Source organism: Enterobacter cloacae complex sp. 677-3DZ2D5B (genome assembly GCF_004136695.1).
Taxonomy (GTDB): domain Bacteria; phylum Pseudomonadota; class Gammaproteobacteria; order Enterobacterales; family Enterobacteriaceae; genus Enterobacter; species Enterobacter hormaechei_C.
In genome coordinates this window covers 59405-74979 of sequence record NZ_QFLS01000012.1, presented here as the reverse complement: position 1 = coordinate 74979, position 15575 = coordinate 59405, and the positions used below count along the sequence as shown (strand labels likewise).

12 protein-coding genes are annotated in these 15575 nt (G+C 56.1%); 3 read left to right on the top strand and 9 right to left on the bottom strand.

Annotated elements, in window-relative coordinates:
• Positions 1 to 219 precede the first annotated feature (219 nt).
• From hemG to pepQ, 4 genes are read right to left on the bottom strand one after another with little or no spacing between them, the layout of a single operon-like run.
• Complete coding sequence (gene hemG / locus DD597_RS19230) at positions 220 to 762, bottom strand: menaquinone-dependent protoporphyrinogen IX dehydrogenase (RefSeq protein WP_003860122.1); 543 nt, start codon at positions 760 to 762, stop codon at positions 220 to 222.
• 10 nt (positions 763 to 772) lie between these two features.
• A complete protein-coding gene (trkH, locus tag DD597_RS19225) occupies positions 773 to 2224 on the bottom strand; it encodes a Trk system potassium transporter TrkH (protein ID WP_022649737.1) in 1452 nt (483 codons plus the stop codon).
• Positions 2225 to 2265: 41 nt separating this feature from the next.
• The gene (locus tag DD597_RS19220) at positions 2266 to 2880 is read right to left on the bottom strand and encodes an IMPACT family protein (RefSeq protein WP_015572737.1); all 615 of its coding nucleotides are present in this window, start codon (positions 2878 to 2880) and stop codon (positions 2266 to 2268) included.
• On the bottom strand, positions 2880 to 4211 hold the full coding sequence (gene pepQ / locus DD597_RS19215) for a Xaa-Pro dipeptidase (RefSeq protein WP_129256514.1): 1332 nt from the start codon (positions 4209 to 4211) through the stop codon (positions 2880 to 2882). Before pepQ ends, DD597_RS19220 begins: the two co-directional genes overlap by 1 nt.
• A gap of 190 nt (positions 4212 to 4401) precedes the next feature.
• Between pepQ and fadB the strand changes: the two genes are divergently transcribed.
• Together fadB and fadA are read left to right on the top strand one after the other, a co-directional pair.
• Positions 4402 to 6591 (top strand): fatty acid oxidation complex subunit alpha FadB, encoded by a 2190-nt coding sequence (gene fadB, locus DD597_RS19205; protein WP_023315008.1) that lies wholly within the window; start codon positions 4402 to 4404, stop codon positions 6589 to 6591.
• Positions 6592 to 6600: 9 nt separating this feature from the next.
• Entirely contained in the window at positions 6601 to 7764 is a 1164-nt protein-coding gene (fadA, locus tag DD597_RS19200; protein WP_063159188.1) for an acetyl-CoA C-acyltransferase FadA, read from the top strand.
• A gap of 202 nt (positions 7765 to 7966) precedes the next feature.
• On the opposite strand, the gene glyS is transcribed toward fadA, so the two are convergent.
• The 3 genes from glyS to DD597_RS19185 all read right to left on the bottom strand — a co-directional run bounded on the left by glyS (position 7967) and on the right by DD597_RS19185 (position 11423).
• Positions 7967 to 10036: a glycine--tRNA ligase subunit beta gene (gene glyS / locus DD597_RS19195; RefSeq protein WP_022652021.1), complete on the bottom strand. Its 2070-nt coding sequence runs from the start codon at positions 10034 to 10036 to the stop codon at positions 7967 to 7969.
• 9 nt (positions 10037 to 10045) lie between these two features.
• Positions 10046 to 10957, bottom strand: a complete 912-nt coding sequence (glyQ, locus tag DD597_RS19190) for a glycine--tRNA ligase subunit alpha (protein WP_003860141.1) — start codon at positions 10955 to 10957, stop codon at positions 10046 to 10048.
• A 160-nt stretch (positions 10958 to 11117) separates the two neighbouring features.
• Entirely contained in the window at positions 11118 to 11423 is a 306-nt protein-coding gene (locus DD597_RS19185) for a YsaB family lipoprotein (protein ID WP_017693801.1), read from the bottom strand.
• Between the two features lie 184 nt (positions 11424 to 11607).
• Here DD597_RS19185 and DD597_RS19180 point away from each other — a divergent pair, with 184 nt between their 5' ends.
• Positions 11608 to 12603, top strand: coding sequence for an acyltransferase (locus tag DD597_RS19180; protein WP_061856430.1), 996 nt, complete (start codon positions 11608 to 11610; stop codon positions 12601 to 12603).
• A 52-nt stretch (positions 12604 to 12655) separates the two neighbouring features.
• On the opposite strand, the gene xylB is transcribed toward DD597_RS19180, so the two are convergent.
• Positions 12656 to 14110 carry a xylulokinase gene (gene xylB / locus DD597_RS19175; protein WP_129256513.1) on the bottom strand — a complete coding sequence of 485 codons (1455 nt, stop codon included), beginning with the start codon at positions 14108 to 14110 and terminating at the stop codon, positions 12656 to 12658.
• A gap of 59 nt (positions 14111 to 14169) precedes the next feature.
• Positions 14170 to 15492, bottom strand: a complete 1323-nt coding sequence (gene xylA, locus DD597_RS19170) for a xylose isomerase (protein ID WP_026080557.1) — start codon at positions 15490 to 15492, stop codon at positions 14170 to 14172.
• Positions 15493 to 15575 lie beyond the last annotated feature (83 nt).

Here is a 15575-nt window from a genome sequence, read left to right as displayed (position 1 = left end):
CGATTCTCAAGCGCCACTCCGTTCAGGCCGACGTTATGCGTCGTCCCGTTATTGCTGCTGGCGTTCATGCCATAGTTAGCCGATGTCTGCGGCAAAAATTTATCCAGCGGAATGCTGACGTTGAACGCCATGGAGGCGCATTATAGGGAGTTCTTCTGAAGTGACAAGCACTAAATACAAAAAACTTTTCGTTCGCTCATTTTTCAAACTCAACGCTTATTAAACCCGCGCATCGTCCGTTAAATGCGCAATTTCACGGGCAAAACTGGCGACCTGAGCCCAGTCGGTATAAACCACTTCTTTACGCGTATCCGTTTCCCCGCCCGTCATTTTCATGATCAGGCGGATCATAAAGCGGTCGTACCAGCGGTAACGCGGGTAACGCAGCGCGCCAGCAAAGACAGAACAGATATCGGGCTGCCATGGCGAACTCAGCAAAAACTTGCGCGTATAGCTGTTAGTCTGCGGCGTACGCTTCTCTGCTTTACGGGCAACCAGGTTGACCGAGTAAAACGCGCCAGGCAGCTGAGCGAGTTCCGCCGTATGCTTTTTCACAAAGCGATCCAGCGCCGGATGGAAATGGCCGTAACGAATTGAAGCGCCAATGACCACGCGGTCGTAATCCTGCCAGGCAATCTGTTCAGTGCGATTCAGGTTCACCACATCAGAATAAATGCCCAGCTCTTTGAGTTCAGAAGCCAGATATGAAGCAATCTCACGCGTTTGTCCGTCACGCGTTGAGAAAAGAATTAACGTTTTCACCAATGTCTCCTTACTCACGCCAGAATGTTGGGGTAAACAGCACCAGCAGCGTAAAGACCTCAAGACGCCCAAACAGCATATTGGCGATTAAGATCCACTTCGCCACCGGGTTCATACTGGCGAAGTTATCCGCCACGACGCCCAGCCCCGGCCCCAGGTTGTTTAACGTTGCCACCACAGAGGCGAAGGCAGAAAAATCATCCACGCCCGTGGCGATTATCGCCAGCATACTGACAATAAAGACCAGTGCATAAGCGGAGAAGAATCCCCACACCGCTTCGAGGATGCGTTCCGGCAGCGCGCGGTTCCCCAGCTTAATACTGTAAACCGCATTCGGGTGGACCAGACGTTTCAGCTCACGGTTCCCCTGCTTGAACAGCAGCAGAATACGGATCACCTTCAGACCGCCGCCCGTTGACCCGGCACAGCCGCCGATAAACGCAGAGCACAACAGCAGCACCGGCAGGAACAGCGGCCAACGCGCAATACTGTCCGTGGTGAAACCGGCGGTTGTTGCCATCGATACCACCTGGAAGAAGGCCTGGTTCAGGGTCGTGACCGCCGAGTTATAAACATCGTGGAACCACAGTACCAGGGTACAGATGATCACCAGAGTCAGCTGGACGCCAATAAACATCCGGAATTCCGGGTCGCGCCAGTACACCTTCAGGCTCCGTCCGCTAAGCAACGAGAAGTGTAGACCGTAGTTACAGCCTGAGATCAGCAAAAAGATGGCAATGATGGTATTGATTGTCGGGCTGTCGAAGTAGCCGACGCTGGCATCGTGGGTGGAGAACCCGCCGATAGCAATAGTCGCAAAGCTGTGCCCGATGGCATCAAACGCAGGCATCCCGGCAAACCACAGCGCCAGCGCGCAGGCCACCGTCAGCAGGACATAGATAAGCCACAGGGTTTTCGCCGTCTCCGCAATACGCGGGCGCATTTTGTTATCTTTCAGCGGGCCGGGCATCTCCGCCCGGTAAAGCTGCATCCCCCCGACGCCCAGAATCGGCAGGATAGCCACCGCCAGGACAATGATCCCCATACCGCCGAACCACTGAAGCATCTGCCGGTAAAAGAGAATCGCATGCGGGAGCGAATCCAGCCCCACAAGCGTGGTGGCCCCGGTGGTCGTTAATCCGGAGAACGATTCAAAAAACGCATCCGTGACGGTGAGATTCGGTTGTTCGGAGAAGATAAACGGCAGCGCACCCACGCTTCCCAGTACCGTCCAGAACAGGACCACAATCAGAAACCCCTCCCGGGATTTCAGTTCACCTTTCTCACGGCGGTTTGGCCACCACAGCAGGGAGCCAATCGTCAGCGCGACAAAAAAGGTTTGGGTAAATGCACGCCCCGCGCCGTCCCGGTAGATGAGCGCCACCAGTCCGGGAATGATCATTGTCCCGGAGAAAAGTATGACCAGCAATCCAACGATTCGGGTAATGGCACGAAAATGCATCTCTGCCGCTTCCTTAGGTATTCAAAATTGTGAGGTGGGGATTATTCTTCAATCGGCAGTAATTGCAATGAACCGCGACTAAAATCAGCGAGTTTTGCTGAAAAAGCAGCCAGTTCCGCCTGAGGAAGCGCCACGCGTAATTGCACCATTGCCTGATAATCACTGTGTGCGATGACACCGTTAAACTGTTTAAGCAGTGCTTCGATACCCGATAGCTGGGCGTAATCGCATAACAAAGTATATTCCGTAAGTGGCGTTTTGCGGGTTGTTATCAGAAGATTAAGCGCCTGCTGGACACCACCTCCGTAGGCTTTGACCAGCCCTCCGGTGCCTAACAAAATGCCCCCGTAGTAGCGGACCACGACGGCGGTGATTTCACCCACGCCGCTGCCCATCAACTGGGAGAGCATCGGTTTTCCGGCCGTACCCGCCGGTTCACCGTCGTCAGAAAACCCGAGCTGCTGTGAGTCGTCTGGCGGCCCTGCGACCCACGCCACACAGTGATGGCGGGCATCCGGGTGCTGCGCGCGGACGGACTCGACGAACGCCTTCGCCGCCTCCACGCCGTCGGTATGCGCCAACAGCGTGATAAAGCGGCTTTTTTTGATTTCCTCAACAAAGGTGACCGGCTCGGCCGGTATCAGCCAGCTTTCCATCAGGCCAGCTTCAAATCTCGCGTCATGTTCTCAATGCTGTTCTCGTGAATAACCACGTTATCCTCGATACGAATGCCGCCATAAGGCTTCAGCGCTTCAATTTTCTCCCAGTTGAAGTGCTTGCTGAATTGCCCTTCGCGCCACGGCGCCAGCAGGGATTCAATAAAGTAGATGCCCGGCTCGATGGTCAATACCATACGCGGCGCCAGAACGCGGGTGCAGCGCAGATAAGGATATTTAGACGGTGCCGCCAGGTGCGTGCCGGTATCATCCTGCATAAAGCCCGCGACGTCATGAACCTGCAAACCCAGCGGGTGGCCGATACCATGCGGCATAAATGGCCCGGTCAAATCGTTCTCAACCATCGCCTCTTCGCTCATGTCTTTGATAATCTGATGCTTACGCAGCAGTTTAGCGATGCGCTGATGGAACTGGATGTGATAATCCACGTAGCTGGTTCCGGCCTTCATGGTGCCAATCAGCGCCAGCTGTTCGTCGTTCACGTCTTTAATCAATTGCGCAAAATCGGTATCCGCATTCGCCGCCCAGGTACGGGTCAGGTCTGCCGCATAACCATTGTACTCAGCCCCCGCGTCCAGTAGGAAGCTACGCATCTCAGCCGGAACCTGATGATCCAGTTTGGTGTAGTGCAGAACCGAGGCATGTTCATTCAGCGCCACGATGTTGCTGTACGGCACGTCGGTATCGCGGTGGCCGGTCGCCGTCAGGTAAGCCTGATTGATATCGAACTCGCTCATACCGGACTGGAACGCTTCGTGCGCCGCACGGTGGCCATTCACCGCCGTTTTTTGCGCTTCACGCATGCAGTAAAGTTCGTAGTCGGTCTTGTAGGCGCGATAGTAGTGCAGATAATCCAGCACGCCTTTCGGGTTGAGTTTATCTGCCGGAATATCCAGACCCAGCGCGCGCTCAGGAACCGGACCAATGTAGCCGATGTTGCCGCGCGCCGCTGGCAGCTGGCTGCCTATGCCGTCTGCTTTTGGCAGCGCAATCACGTCAATTTCTTCGGTCCAGAATGAGGTCGGCAGCGGCTCCACGTTGTGCCAGTAATCGACCGGCAGGTAGAACCACAGTTTCGGCTTGTTCACGCCATCCACCAGCAGCCAGCAATTTGGAACCTGCGTGACAGGCACCCAGGCTTTAAACTGCGGGTTAACCTTGAAGGGATAAGCATGGTCATCAAGAAAAGTATTCATCAGCTCGCCGGAGTGGATCAGCAGGGCATCCAGCTTGAAGCGGGCCAGTACATCGCGGGTACGTTCATGTAGGGTAACGATATGATTTTTATAAAGCGAAGCCAGTGAGTCCATCATTCTTCCTTTCGTTTTTTTGACCTCAAGTCATCGCATCTTAGCACACCTCACTCCGGCTGCGTGATTTCCACCGACCGTGATCAGCGCAGCAATTTCTTAATGACTAATTTGCATTTTATTAACATAAATTCCACACTCCGTCTCATCTGGTATGACCAGATCCAATTGCTGGATTCAGGAGACCGACATGCTCTACAAAGGCGACACCCTGTACGTAGACTGGCTGGAAGATGGCATTGCCGAACTGGTGTTCGATGCCCCCGGCTCAGTGAATAAGCTTGATACCGCGACGGTGGCCAGTCTTGGCCAGGCGCTGGATGTACTTGAAAAGCAATCAGATTTAAAAGGGCTGCTGCTGCGCTCCAACAAAGCGGCCTTTATCGTTGGCGCGGATATCACCGAATTCCTGTCGCTGTTCCTGGTGCCAGAAGAACAGCTGAGCCAGTGGCTGCACTTCGCGAACAGCGTCTTTAATCGTCTGGAAGATCTGCCTGTCCCGACCCTTTCTGCCGTCAACGGTTACGCGCTGGGCGGCGGCTGCGAATGCGTGTTAGCCACTGATTACCGTCTGGCGACCCCGGACCTGCGTATCGGCCTGCCGGAAACCAAGCTGGGCATCATGCCGGGCTTTGGCGGCTCCGTCCGTATGCCGCGCATGCTGGGCGCCGACAGCGCGCTGGAGATCATTGCCGCGGGTAAAGACGTCGGCGCAGAACAGGCGCAGAAAATTGGCCTGGTCGACGGCGTTGTAAAACCTGAGAAGCTTGTTGAAGGCGCACTCGCCATTCTGCGTCAGGCCATTAACGGCGACCTCGACTGGAAAGCCAAACGTCAGCCGAAGCTGGAGCCGTTAAAGCTCAGCAAGATTGAAGCCACCATGAGCTTCACTATCGCCAAAGGCATGGTGATGCAGACGGCGGGTAAACACTACCCGGCGCCGATCACGGCGGTGAAAACCATTGAAGCGGCAGCCCGTCTGGGCCGTGATGACGCCCTGAAGCTGGAAAACCAGAGCTTTGTCCCGCTGGCGCACACCAACGAAGCCCGCGCGCTGGTTGGTATCTTCCTTAACGATCAGTTTGTGAAGGGCAAAGCCAAACAACTCACCAAAAACGTTGAAACGCCAAAACACGCGGCGGTACTCGGCGCGGGCATTATGGGGGGCGGCATCGCCTACCAGTCTGCCTGGAAAGGCGTGCCGGTGGTGATGAAGGACATCAACGAGAAATCCCTGACGCTGGGCATGACCGAAGCGGCCAAGCTGCTGAATAAACAGCTTGAGCGCGGCAAAATTGATGGTCTGAAGCTTGCAGGCGTGATCTCCACCATCCAGCCAGTGCTGGAATACAGCGGTTTCGACCGTGTGGACGTGGTGGTTGAAGCAGTCGTCGAGAACCCGAAAGTGAAAAAAGCGGTGCTGGCCGAAACCGAAGACAAGGTGCGTCCGGAAACCGTGCTGGCCTCTAACACCTCCACCATTCCTATCAGCGAACTGGCGAGCGTGCTGAAGCGTCCGGAAAACTTCTGCGGGATGCACTTCTTTAACCCGGTGCACCGCATGCCGCTGGTCGAAGTGATCCGTGGGGAGAAAACCTCCGACGAAACCATCGCCAAAGTGGTGGCGTGGGCGAGCAAGATGGGCAAAACGCCGATCGTCGTTAACGACTGCCCGGGCTTCTTCGTTAACCGCGTGTTGTTCCCTTACTTCGCCGGCTTCAGCCAGCTGCTGCGCGACGGCGCAGACTTCCGCAAAATCGATAAAGTGATGGAAAAACAGTTCGGCTGGCCGATGGGCCCGGCGTATCTGCTGGACGTTGTCGGCATCGATACTGCCCATCACGCTCAGGCGGTGATGGCGGCGGGCTTCCCGCAGCGCATGCAGAAAGACTATCGCGACGCCATTGACGCTCTGTTCGACGCCAACCGCTTTGGTCAGAAAAACGGTCTGGGCTTCTGGCGCTATAAAGAAGACAGCAAAGGCAAACCGAAAAAAGAAGAAGATGCGGCGGTGGATGGCCTGCTGGCCGACGTCAGTCAGCCGAAACGCGACTTCACTGACGACGAGATCATCGCCCGGATGATGATCCCGATGATCAACGAAGTGGTGCGCTGCCTCGAAGAAGGCATTATCGCCAGCCCGGCAGAAGCGGATATGGCGCTGGTGTACGGCCTCGGCTTCCCTCCGTTCCACGGCGGCGCGTTCCGCTGGCTGGATACGCTCGGCAGCGCTCGCTATCTCGATATGGCTCAGCAGTACCAGCACCTCGGCCCGCTTTATGAGGTGCCGGAAGGTCTGCGTAACAAAGCGCGTCATAACGAACCCTACTACCCAGCAGTTGAGCCAGCCCGTCCGGTTGGCGCGCTGAAAACGGCTTAAGGAGTCACAATGGAAAAGGTTGTCATTGTTGATGCGATTCGCACCCCGATGGGCCGTTCAAAAGGCGGTGCGTTCCGTAACGTGCGTGCGGAAGACCTCTCCGCGCACCTGATGCGTAGCCTGCTGGCGCGTAACCCGGCGCTGGACCCTGCTGCGCTGGACGATATCTACTGGGGCTGCGTCCAGCAGACGCTGGAGCAGGGCTTCAACATTGCCCGTAACGCGTCCCTGCTGGCGGAGATCCCGCACTCGGTTCCGGCCGTCACCGTCAACCGTCTTTGCGGTTCGTCGATGCAGGCGCTGCACGACGCGACGCGGATGATCATGACCGGCGATGCGCAGGCCTGTCTGGTGGGCGGCGTGGAGCACATGGGCCACGTGCCGATGAGCCACGGGGTCGATTTCCATCCAGGTATGAGCCGCAACGTGGCGAAAGCCGCCGGTATGATGGGCCTAACCGCCGAGATGCTCTCCCGTCTGCACGGCATCAGCCGTGAGATGCAGGATGCGTTTGCCGCACGCTCGCATGCCCGCGCCTGGGCCGCCACGCAGTCTGGTGCCTTTAAGAATGAGATCATCCCAACCGGCGGTCACGACGCAGACGGCGTACTGAAGCAGTTCAGCTACGACGAAGTTATGCGCCCGGAAACCACCGTTGAAGCGCTTTCTACCCTGCGTCCGGCGTTTGATCCGGTCACCGGCACGGTAACGGCGGGCACCTCGTCTGCCCTGTCCGACGGTGCCGCCGCGATGCTGGTGATGAGCGAAAGCCGCGCCCGCGAATTAGGCCTGACGCCACGCGCCCGCGTGCGTTCGATGGCGGTCGTGGGCTGCGATCCTTCCATCATGGGCTACGGCCCGGTTCCGGCGTCAAAACTGGCGCTGAAAAAAGCGGGGCTGAGCGCAAGTGATATCGACCTCTTTGAGATGAACGAAGCGTTCGCCGCGCAGATCCTGCCGTGCATTAAAGATCTGGGGCTGATGGATCAGATCGACGAGAAGATTAACCTCAACGGCGGCGCGATCGCCCTCGGACACCCGCTGGGCTGTTCCGGGGCGCGTATCAGTACCACGCTGATTAACCTGATGGAACGCAAAGATGCCCAGTTTGGTCTGGCAACGATGTGTATCGGGTTGGGTCAGGGGATCGCGACAGTGTTTGAGAGGGTGTAAATTAATTGAGAGAGTGTAAATAAGGAAAAGTATCTCAAAGCCAATGACGTCAGAACAAGGCGGCAAGCGAGCGAATCCCGATGAGCTTACATTAGTAAGTGATTCGGGTGAACGAGCGCAGCCAACGCAGTTATGGCGCCATTGGCGAAGAGAGACAGTTTAGTTGCCGTTCTTCCCGCCTGTCAGGGGCGGGTTTTTTACGTTATTGCAGCAGCGAAATATCCGCCACGCGCAGGAACAGCTCACGCAGTTTCTCAAGCATCGAGAGACGGTTAATCCGCAGCTCTTTATCTTCCACGTTCACCATCACCTTCTCGAAGAAGGCGTCGATGACGTCACGCAGCTCCGCCAGCTCCACCAGCGCTTCCTGGTAGCGACCTTCCGCGAAATACGGCTCCAGCTTGTCGCGCAGCACCACAACCTGCATCGCCAGAGAAATCTCTTCCGGCTCTTTCAGGGTTGCAGCGTTTACGCGATCGTTCAGCGTCTCGTCGGATTTCGCGAGGATGTTGGATACGCGCTTGTTAGCCGCGGCCAGCGCAGACGCCGCTTCCAGCGTACGGAAGTGGGATACCGCTTTCATACGCGCATCGAAATCTGCCGGACGGGTCGGACGACGCGCCAGCACCGCCTGAATGGTATCAACGGAGTAACCTTCGTCCTGATACCACGCGCGGAAACGACCGAGCATAAAGTCGATAACATCATCCACAACCTTCGCGTTGGTCAGCTTATCGCCGTACAGACGTACCGCTTCTTCGGTTAGCGTTTGCAGATCGAGGTTCAGGTTCTTCTCAACGATGATTCGCAGCACGCCCAGCGCAGCACGACGCAGCGCAAACGGGTCTTTGTCGCCTTTTGGATGCTGGCCGATACCGAAGATACCCGCCAGGGTGTCCATCTTATCGGCAATCGCCACGGCGCAGGCAACCGGATTGGACGGCAGATCGTCACCGGCAAAGCGCGGCTGATACTGCTCGTTCAGGGCTACCGCCACGTCTTCCGCTTCGCCATCGTGACGCGCGTAGTGCATACCCATCACGCCCTGGGTGTCGGTAAATTCGAACACCATGTTGGTCATCAGGTCGCACTTGGAGAGCAGGCCCGCACGGGTAGCGTGGTTAACGTCGGCGCCAATTTCACGGGCAATCCAGCCGGACAGCTCCGCGATACGGTCGGTTTTGTCGCGCAGCGTACCCAGTTGCTGCTGGAACAGTACAGTTTGCAGACGCGGCAGGTTATCTTCCAGACGTTTTTTACGGTCTGTGTTGAAGAAGAACTCGGCATCCGCCAGACGCGGACGCACCACTTTCTCGTTACCGGAGATAATCTGGCTCGGATCTTTCGATTCGATGTTCGCCACGAAGATGAAGTTTGGCAGCAGCTTGCCGTCGTTGGCGTAAACCGGGAAGTACTTCTGGTCACCCTTCATGGTGTAAACCAGCGCTTCTGCCGGAACGGCCAGGAATTTCTCTTCGAATTTCGCGGTCAGTACAACCGGCCATTCGACCAGCGAGGTCACCTCTTCCAGCAGGCTGTCGCTCAGGTCAGCGTTTCCGCCAATCTTGCGCGCCGCTTCTTCTGCGTCCGCTTTAATTTTGGCTTTACGCTGTTCGTAGTCGGCAATCACTTTACCGCGTTCCAGCAGGATCTGTGGATACTGGTCGGCATTGTCGATGGTGAACTCCGGCTCGCCCATAAAGCGATGGCCGCGGATCACGCGATCGGACGCCACGCCCAGAATGGTCGCCGGGATAACGGTATCGCCCAGCAGCAGGGTCACGGTGTGAACCGGACGCACAAAGTGAACGTCGGACGCGCCCCAGCGCATCAGCTTAGGGATTGGCAATTTTGCCAGCGAGGTCGCGATCATGTCAGGCAGCAGCGCTTCGGCGCTTTCGCCTTTCACATGGGCACGATACAGCAGCCATTCACCTTTGTCGGTGGTCAGACGCTCGGCCTGATCAACGGTGATGCCGCAGCCGCGCGCCCAGCCTTCTGCCGCTTTGCTCGGCTTGCCTTCCGCGTCGAACGCCTGAGCAATGGCCGGGCCACGTTTTTCAACTTCGCGATCCGGCTGGGACGCCGCCAGGTTTGCCACTTTCAGCGCCAGACGACGCGGCGCAGCAAACCACTCAATTTTACCGTGCGCCAGGCCAGCGTTATCCAGCTCAGCAGTGACGTTCGCAGCAAAAGATTCAGCCAGGCTGCGCAGGGCTTTTGGTGGCAGCTCTTCAGTGCCGATTTCCACCAGGAAAGTTTTCTCAGACATGGCCGCCTCTTATTTGTTTCGGTTGCACATCGGGAAGCCAAGGGCTTCACGGGACGCGTAGTAAGCTTCTGCAACGGCTTTGGTCAGGGTACGAATACGCAGAATGTAGCGCTGACGTTCAGTCACGGAGATCGCTTTGCGGGCATCCAGCAGGTTGAAGCTGTGGGCAGCCTTCAGAATACGCTCGTAGGCAGGCAGCGGCAGCGGAGTCTCCAGCGCCAGCAGCTGCTGGGCTTCTTTCTCGTACTGCTCGAAGCAGGTGAACAGGAAGTCCACGTCCGCGTATTCGAAGTTATAGGTGGATTGCTCCACTTCGTTCTGATGGAACACGTCGCCGTAGGTGGTTTTACCCAGCGGGCCGTCGCTCCAGACCAGGTCGTAAACGCTGTCTACGCCCTGAATGTACATGGCCAGACGTTCCAGACCATAGGTGATTTCGCCGGTAATCGGTTTACATTCCAGACCACCAACCTGCTGGAAGTATGTGAACTGGGTCACTTCCATGCCGTTCAGCCACACTTCCCAACCCAGACCCCAGGCACCCAGCGTTGGGTTTTCCCAGTTATCTTCCACGAAACGAATGTCGTGAATGGTTGGATCCATACCCAGCTCTTTCAGTGACCCGAGGTACAGTTCCTGAATGTTGTCGGGTGATGGCTTAATCACCACCTGGAACTGATAGTAGTGCTGCAAACGGTTCGGGTTTTCGCCATAACGGCCATCGGTCGGACGACGGGATGGCTGCACATAGGCGGTCGCCATTGGCTCTGGCCCTAACGCGCGCAAGCTGGTCATCGGGTGTGAGGTGCCTGCGCCAACTTCCATGTCCAAAGGTTGAACAATGGTGCAGCCCTGACGAGCCCAGTAATCCTGTAAGGTCAGGATCAGGCCCTGGAAGGTCTTGGTATCAAACTTTTGCATAGTATTTCGTGCTGGATACGTGTGGTTTTAAATGGAAGGGATCAGTATACCCGCTGGCTGCAAGATATACAGTACGAAACGGGGTTGTTTAGGGAAAATTGGGGAATAAGCCCTACAGCCAGAACCTGCGAAGGCTCTGGTTGCTGCTTATACGAGCAATTTAACGCATTGAGAGATGTAAAAACTGGCCGTCTGCATCAAAAGAGCAGACAAAGCCCTCTTTACGCGCCGTATAGCCTTTCAGTTCATAGCTGCCCTGAAAGCGCTCGAAGCCGTTTATATGAATTTTCTGTGCTTCGGAATTATAGCGGTGAGCCGCCTGATCCCTGCACAGCTGTTCCATATTCAGGGAACGCTCCGGGCTCATTTTCCCCTGCTGCGCTTTTTGGACAGGTATCTCCTCAGAAGCACTGCATCCTGTTAATAAGAGCAGCAGAAAGAGTGACACCCCACGCTTCATCATCATTTTTATTACCGCCCTGGTCAGTGGCTGTTATTTTTAGTAGCAACACGTTTATAGATTAAAGTCCGTCATTCTGCGAATCTCGCCAGCTCCCTACAAGTTAGCCTGGCTAAACTCAGAATTTTCCAAGGGAAAAGTTTTACGCAATCGCAGTCACACTTTCTTTATCAGGAATACAGAGGAACTGATGCAGTCAAAAATTAACTGGATTGATAACCTGCGGGGAATAGCCTGTCTGATGGTGGTGATGATCCACACAACGACCTGGTATGTCACGAACGCGCACAGTATCAGCCCTGTTAACTGGGATGTCGCCAATGTTCTGAACTCGGCCTCCCGCGTGAGCGTCCCGCTGTTCTTTATGATTTCCGGTTTTCTCTTTTTTGGCGAGCGTAGTGCACAGCCGAGACATTTCATCCGTATTGTCTCCTGTCTGCTGTTTTACAGCGCGATTTCGCTGCTCTATATCGTCCTGTTCACTTCAATTAACGCTGAACGTTCCCTGCTCAACTTGTTGCAAAAACCGGTGTTCTATCATCTATGGTTTTTCTTCGCGATAATCGTTATTTATCTTGTTTCACCGTTAATTCAGGTAAAAAACGTCAACGGTAAAATGCTGCTGGCGCTGATGGTGGTCATCGGGATCGTGGCCAACCCGAATACCGTCTCACAGAAAATTGATGGCTTTGAATGGCTACCCGTTAACCTCTATATCACCGGGGATACGTTTTATTACGTGCTGTACGGCATGCTGGGGCGCGCCATTGGCATGATGGAGACGCAAAAGCGAGGAATAAACTGGCTATGCGCGGCCGCGTTTCTCGTCGGTGTGTTTATTATCTCTCGCGGGACGCTGCATGAGCTGCAATGGCGCGGCAACTTTGCCGATACCTGGTATCTGTACTGCGGCCCGATGGTCTTTATCTGCGCAATCTCTCTGCTGACGCTGGTTAAAAACACCCTGAATGCCCGCCCGCTTCCGGTGCTGGGGTTTATCTCTCGCCACTCGCTGGGCATTTACGGTTTTCACGCGCTGGTGATCCACGCCCTGCGCACCCGCGGCGTTGAGCTTAAAAGCTGGCCGGTGCTGGATATTATCTGGATATTTACCGTTACGCTGGTTGTCAGCCTGCTGCTCTCAATGCTGCTGCAACGCATCGATACACGCCGGTTTGTGAGCTAACCCGGTTGAAGGCTGGCAGGCCGGGTAAGCGTTAGCGCCACCCGGCTCCTGTTTATGACATTAGCGGTAAAAGCTGCTGATAGATTTTGCGGAAAACGTCTCGTCTTTCAGCGTAGCGAGCATGATTTTTCGCATCAGGACGATGCTGCTGTTCAAGCGGCAGCTGGGGCAAAAGCTGGGGCAGTGGTTTATCCCGGTTCAGCGCAATTTGCGCCAGCCGTGCCGCACCGAGCGCCGGGCCGACATCGCCTCCCGTACGATAGTCCAGCTGCAACCCGCTGATATCGGAAAGCATTTGCCGCCAGTAGCTGCTTCGCGCACCGCCGCCAATTAACGTAATGCTGGATGGCGTAAGTCCACAGTCATGCACGACATCCATTCCGTCCGCCAGAGCATAGCCAACGCCTTCAAGCACCGCGCGCGCCAGCTCTGCCGGGCCGTGCTGATGGGTAAGACCGAAGAACACCCCTTTCGCTTCCGGGTTGTTATGAGGCGTCCGCTCGCCGGAAAGGTACGGTAAAAACCAGACCGCACCGGCATTATCATCCGCCTGCTGTGCCGCTGCGATAAGCGCCGGGACGTCCGCCATTCCGGTTAGTTTTGCCGCCCAGTCGAGGCAGGAAGCCGCGCTCAGCATCACCGACATTAAATGCCATTTACCCGGCAACGCGTGGCAGAAGCTGTGTACGGCGCTTCCAGGATTGCTACGATACCCGTCACTGACGGCAAAATAGACGCCGGAGGTACCGAGCGAGAGCATAGCCTGTCCTGCCTCGACCATCCCCACGCCGACCGCCCCCGCCGCATTATCGCCGCCGCCGGCGACGACGGGTACGGCTGGCATATTCCAGCGTTCAGCAACAGAAGGCTGCAAAGCGCCCGTGATTTCGCTGCCTTCAAACAGCGCAGGCATATGATCGCGCGTCAGCTGGCAGGCATCCAGCATCGCCTCGCTCCAGTCCCGTTTCGCCACGTCGAGCCACATCGTGCCCGCGGCGTCAGACATGTCGCTGGCAAAATCCCCCGTCATGCGAAAACGCAGGTAGTCTTTCGGCAACAGAACCTTCGCCACCTGGCGAAAAATCTCAGGCTCATGGCGCTGCACCCACAGGAGTTTTGGTGCGGTAAAACCGGGCATCATCAGGTTGCCCGTAATCTCGCGGGACGCAGGCACACGTTCCTCAAGGATCGCGCACTCTTCCGCACAGCGGCCATCGTTCCAGAGAATAGCCGGGCGCAGAACGCGATGCTGGCTATCCAGCAACGTTGCGCCATGCATTTGTCCGGCGATGCCCAGCGCTTTAACGTCGCGCAGGCTGTGCTGCTCGCCTAAGGCTGTCATCGCGCGGTCCGTCGCCTGCCACCACTGCTCCGGATCTTGTTCCGACCAAAGCGGATGCGGGCGTGAAACCTGCAACTTTTCAGTCTGCGTGGCTAACACATCGCCCTGCTCGCTTAACAGGATGGCTTTCACCCCCGACGTGCCAAGATCGATCCCGATATACATGTGGTGACTCCTTTGACAGAAATGCCCGGTGGCGCAGCGCTTACCGGGCATGAATGCTGTTATTTATCGAACAGGTAGTGATTGACCAGGTTTTCCAGCAGCTCCTGATGGCCGCTCTGATGCTGCGGCGCAAGCTGATGCTGTTCAGCGTACTTCGCGATCTCCGCAAGCGATAACTGACCTTTCAAAATTTGCTGGCCCAGCTCACTGTTCCAGCCGCTGTAGCGCTTCGCCACGCGCTTATCCAGCTCACCGTCTTCAATCATACGGGCTGCCACTTTCAGCGCCAGCGCCATGGTGTCCATCGCGCCAATATGCCCGTAGAACAGATCGTATTTGTCGGTGCTCTGGCGACGCACTTTGGCGTCGAAGTTCAGGCCGCCGGTGGTGAAACCGCCCGCTTTGATGATCTCGTACATCACCAGCGCATTCTCTTCCACGCTGTTCGGGAACTGGTCGGTATCCCAGCCCAGCTGTGGATCGCCACGGTTAGCATCGACAGAGCCGAAGATGCCCAGCGCAATCGCAGAGGCAATTTCGTGATGGAACGAGTGGCCCGCCAGGGTAGCGTGGTTAGCCTCAATATTCACTTTGATCTCTTTTTCCAGACCAAACTGCTTCAGGAAGCCATACACGGTGGCGACATCATAATCATACTGATGCTTGGTTGGCTCCTGTGGTTTTGGCTCAATCAGCAGCGTGCCGCGGAAACCGATTTTGTGTTTGTGGTCCACCACCATCTGCATAAAGCGACCAATCTGCTCACGCTCCTGACGCAGGTCGGTATTCAGCAGCGTTTCATATCCTTCACGACCGCCCCAGAGTACATAGTTCTCACCGCCCAGCTGATGCGTGGCGTTCATCGCAGTCACGACCTGGGTTGCCGCCCAGCTGAAGACTTCCGGATCCGGGTTGGTTGCCGCGCCCGCGCCATAGCGAGGGTTGGTAAAGCAGTTAGCCGTACCCCAGAGCAGCTTGACGCCACTTTGCTGCTGTTTTTCAGCCAGTACGTCGACCATCTGCGCGAAGTTGTTCAGATACTCTTTCAGCGATGCCCCTTCCGGCGACACATCCACATCGTGGAAACAGTAGTACGGCACGTTCAGCTTATGGAAGAACTCGAACGCGACGTCGGCTTTACGCTTCGCCAGCTCAATGGCCTCGCCCGGCTGTTGCCATGGACGGTCAAAAGAGCCCACGCCGAACATATCGGCACCGTTCCAGCAGAAGGTGTGCCAGTAGCAGGCGGCAAAGCGCAAGTGATCTTCCATGCGCTTACCCAGCACCAGCTCATCCGGGTTGTAGTGACGAAATGCTAAAGGATTGGTCGTTTTCGTGCCTTCGAAACGAACGCGATCGAGTTGGTCGAAATAAGCTTGCATATTGAGCTCCATAATCAGGGTATGCGGCGTGGTCTTGCTTCTGGAGTAATAGTGAATAGACATTGGAGGTTGCTCAATTACGT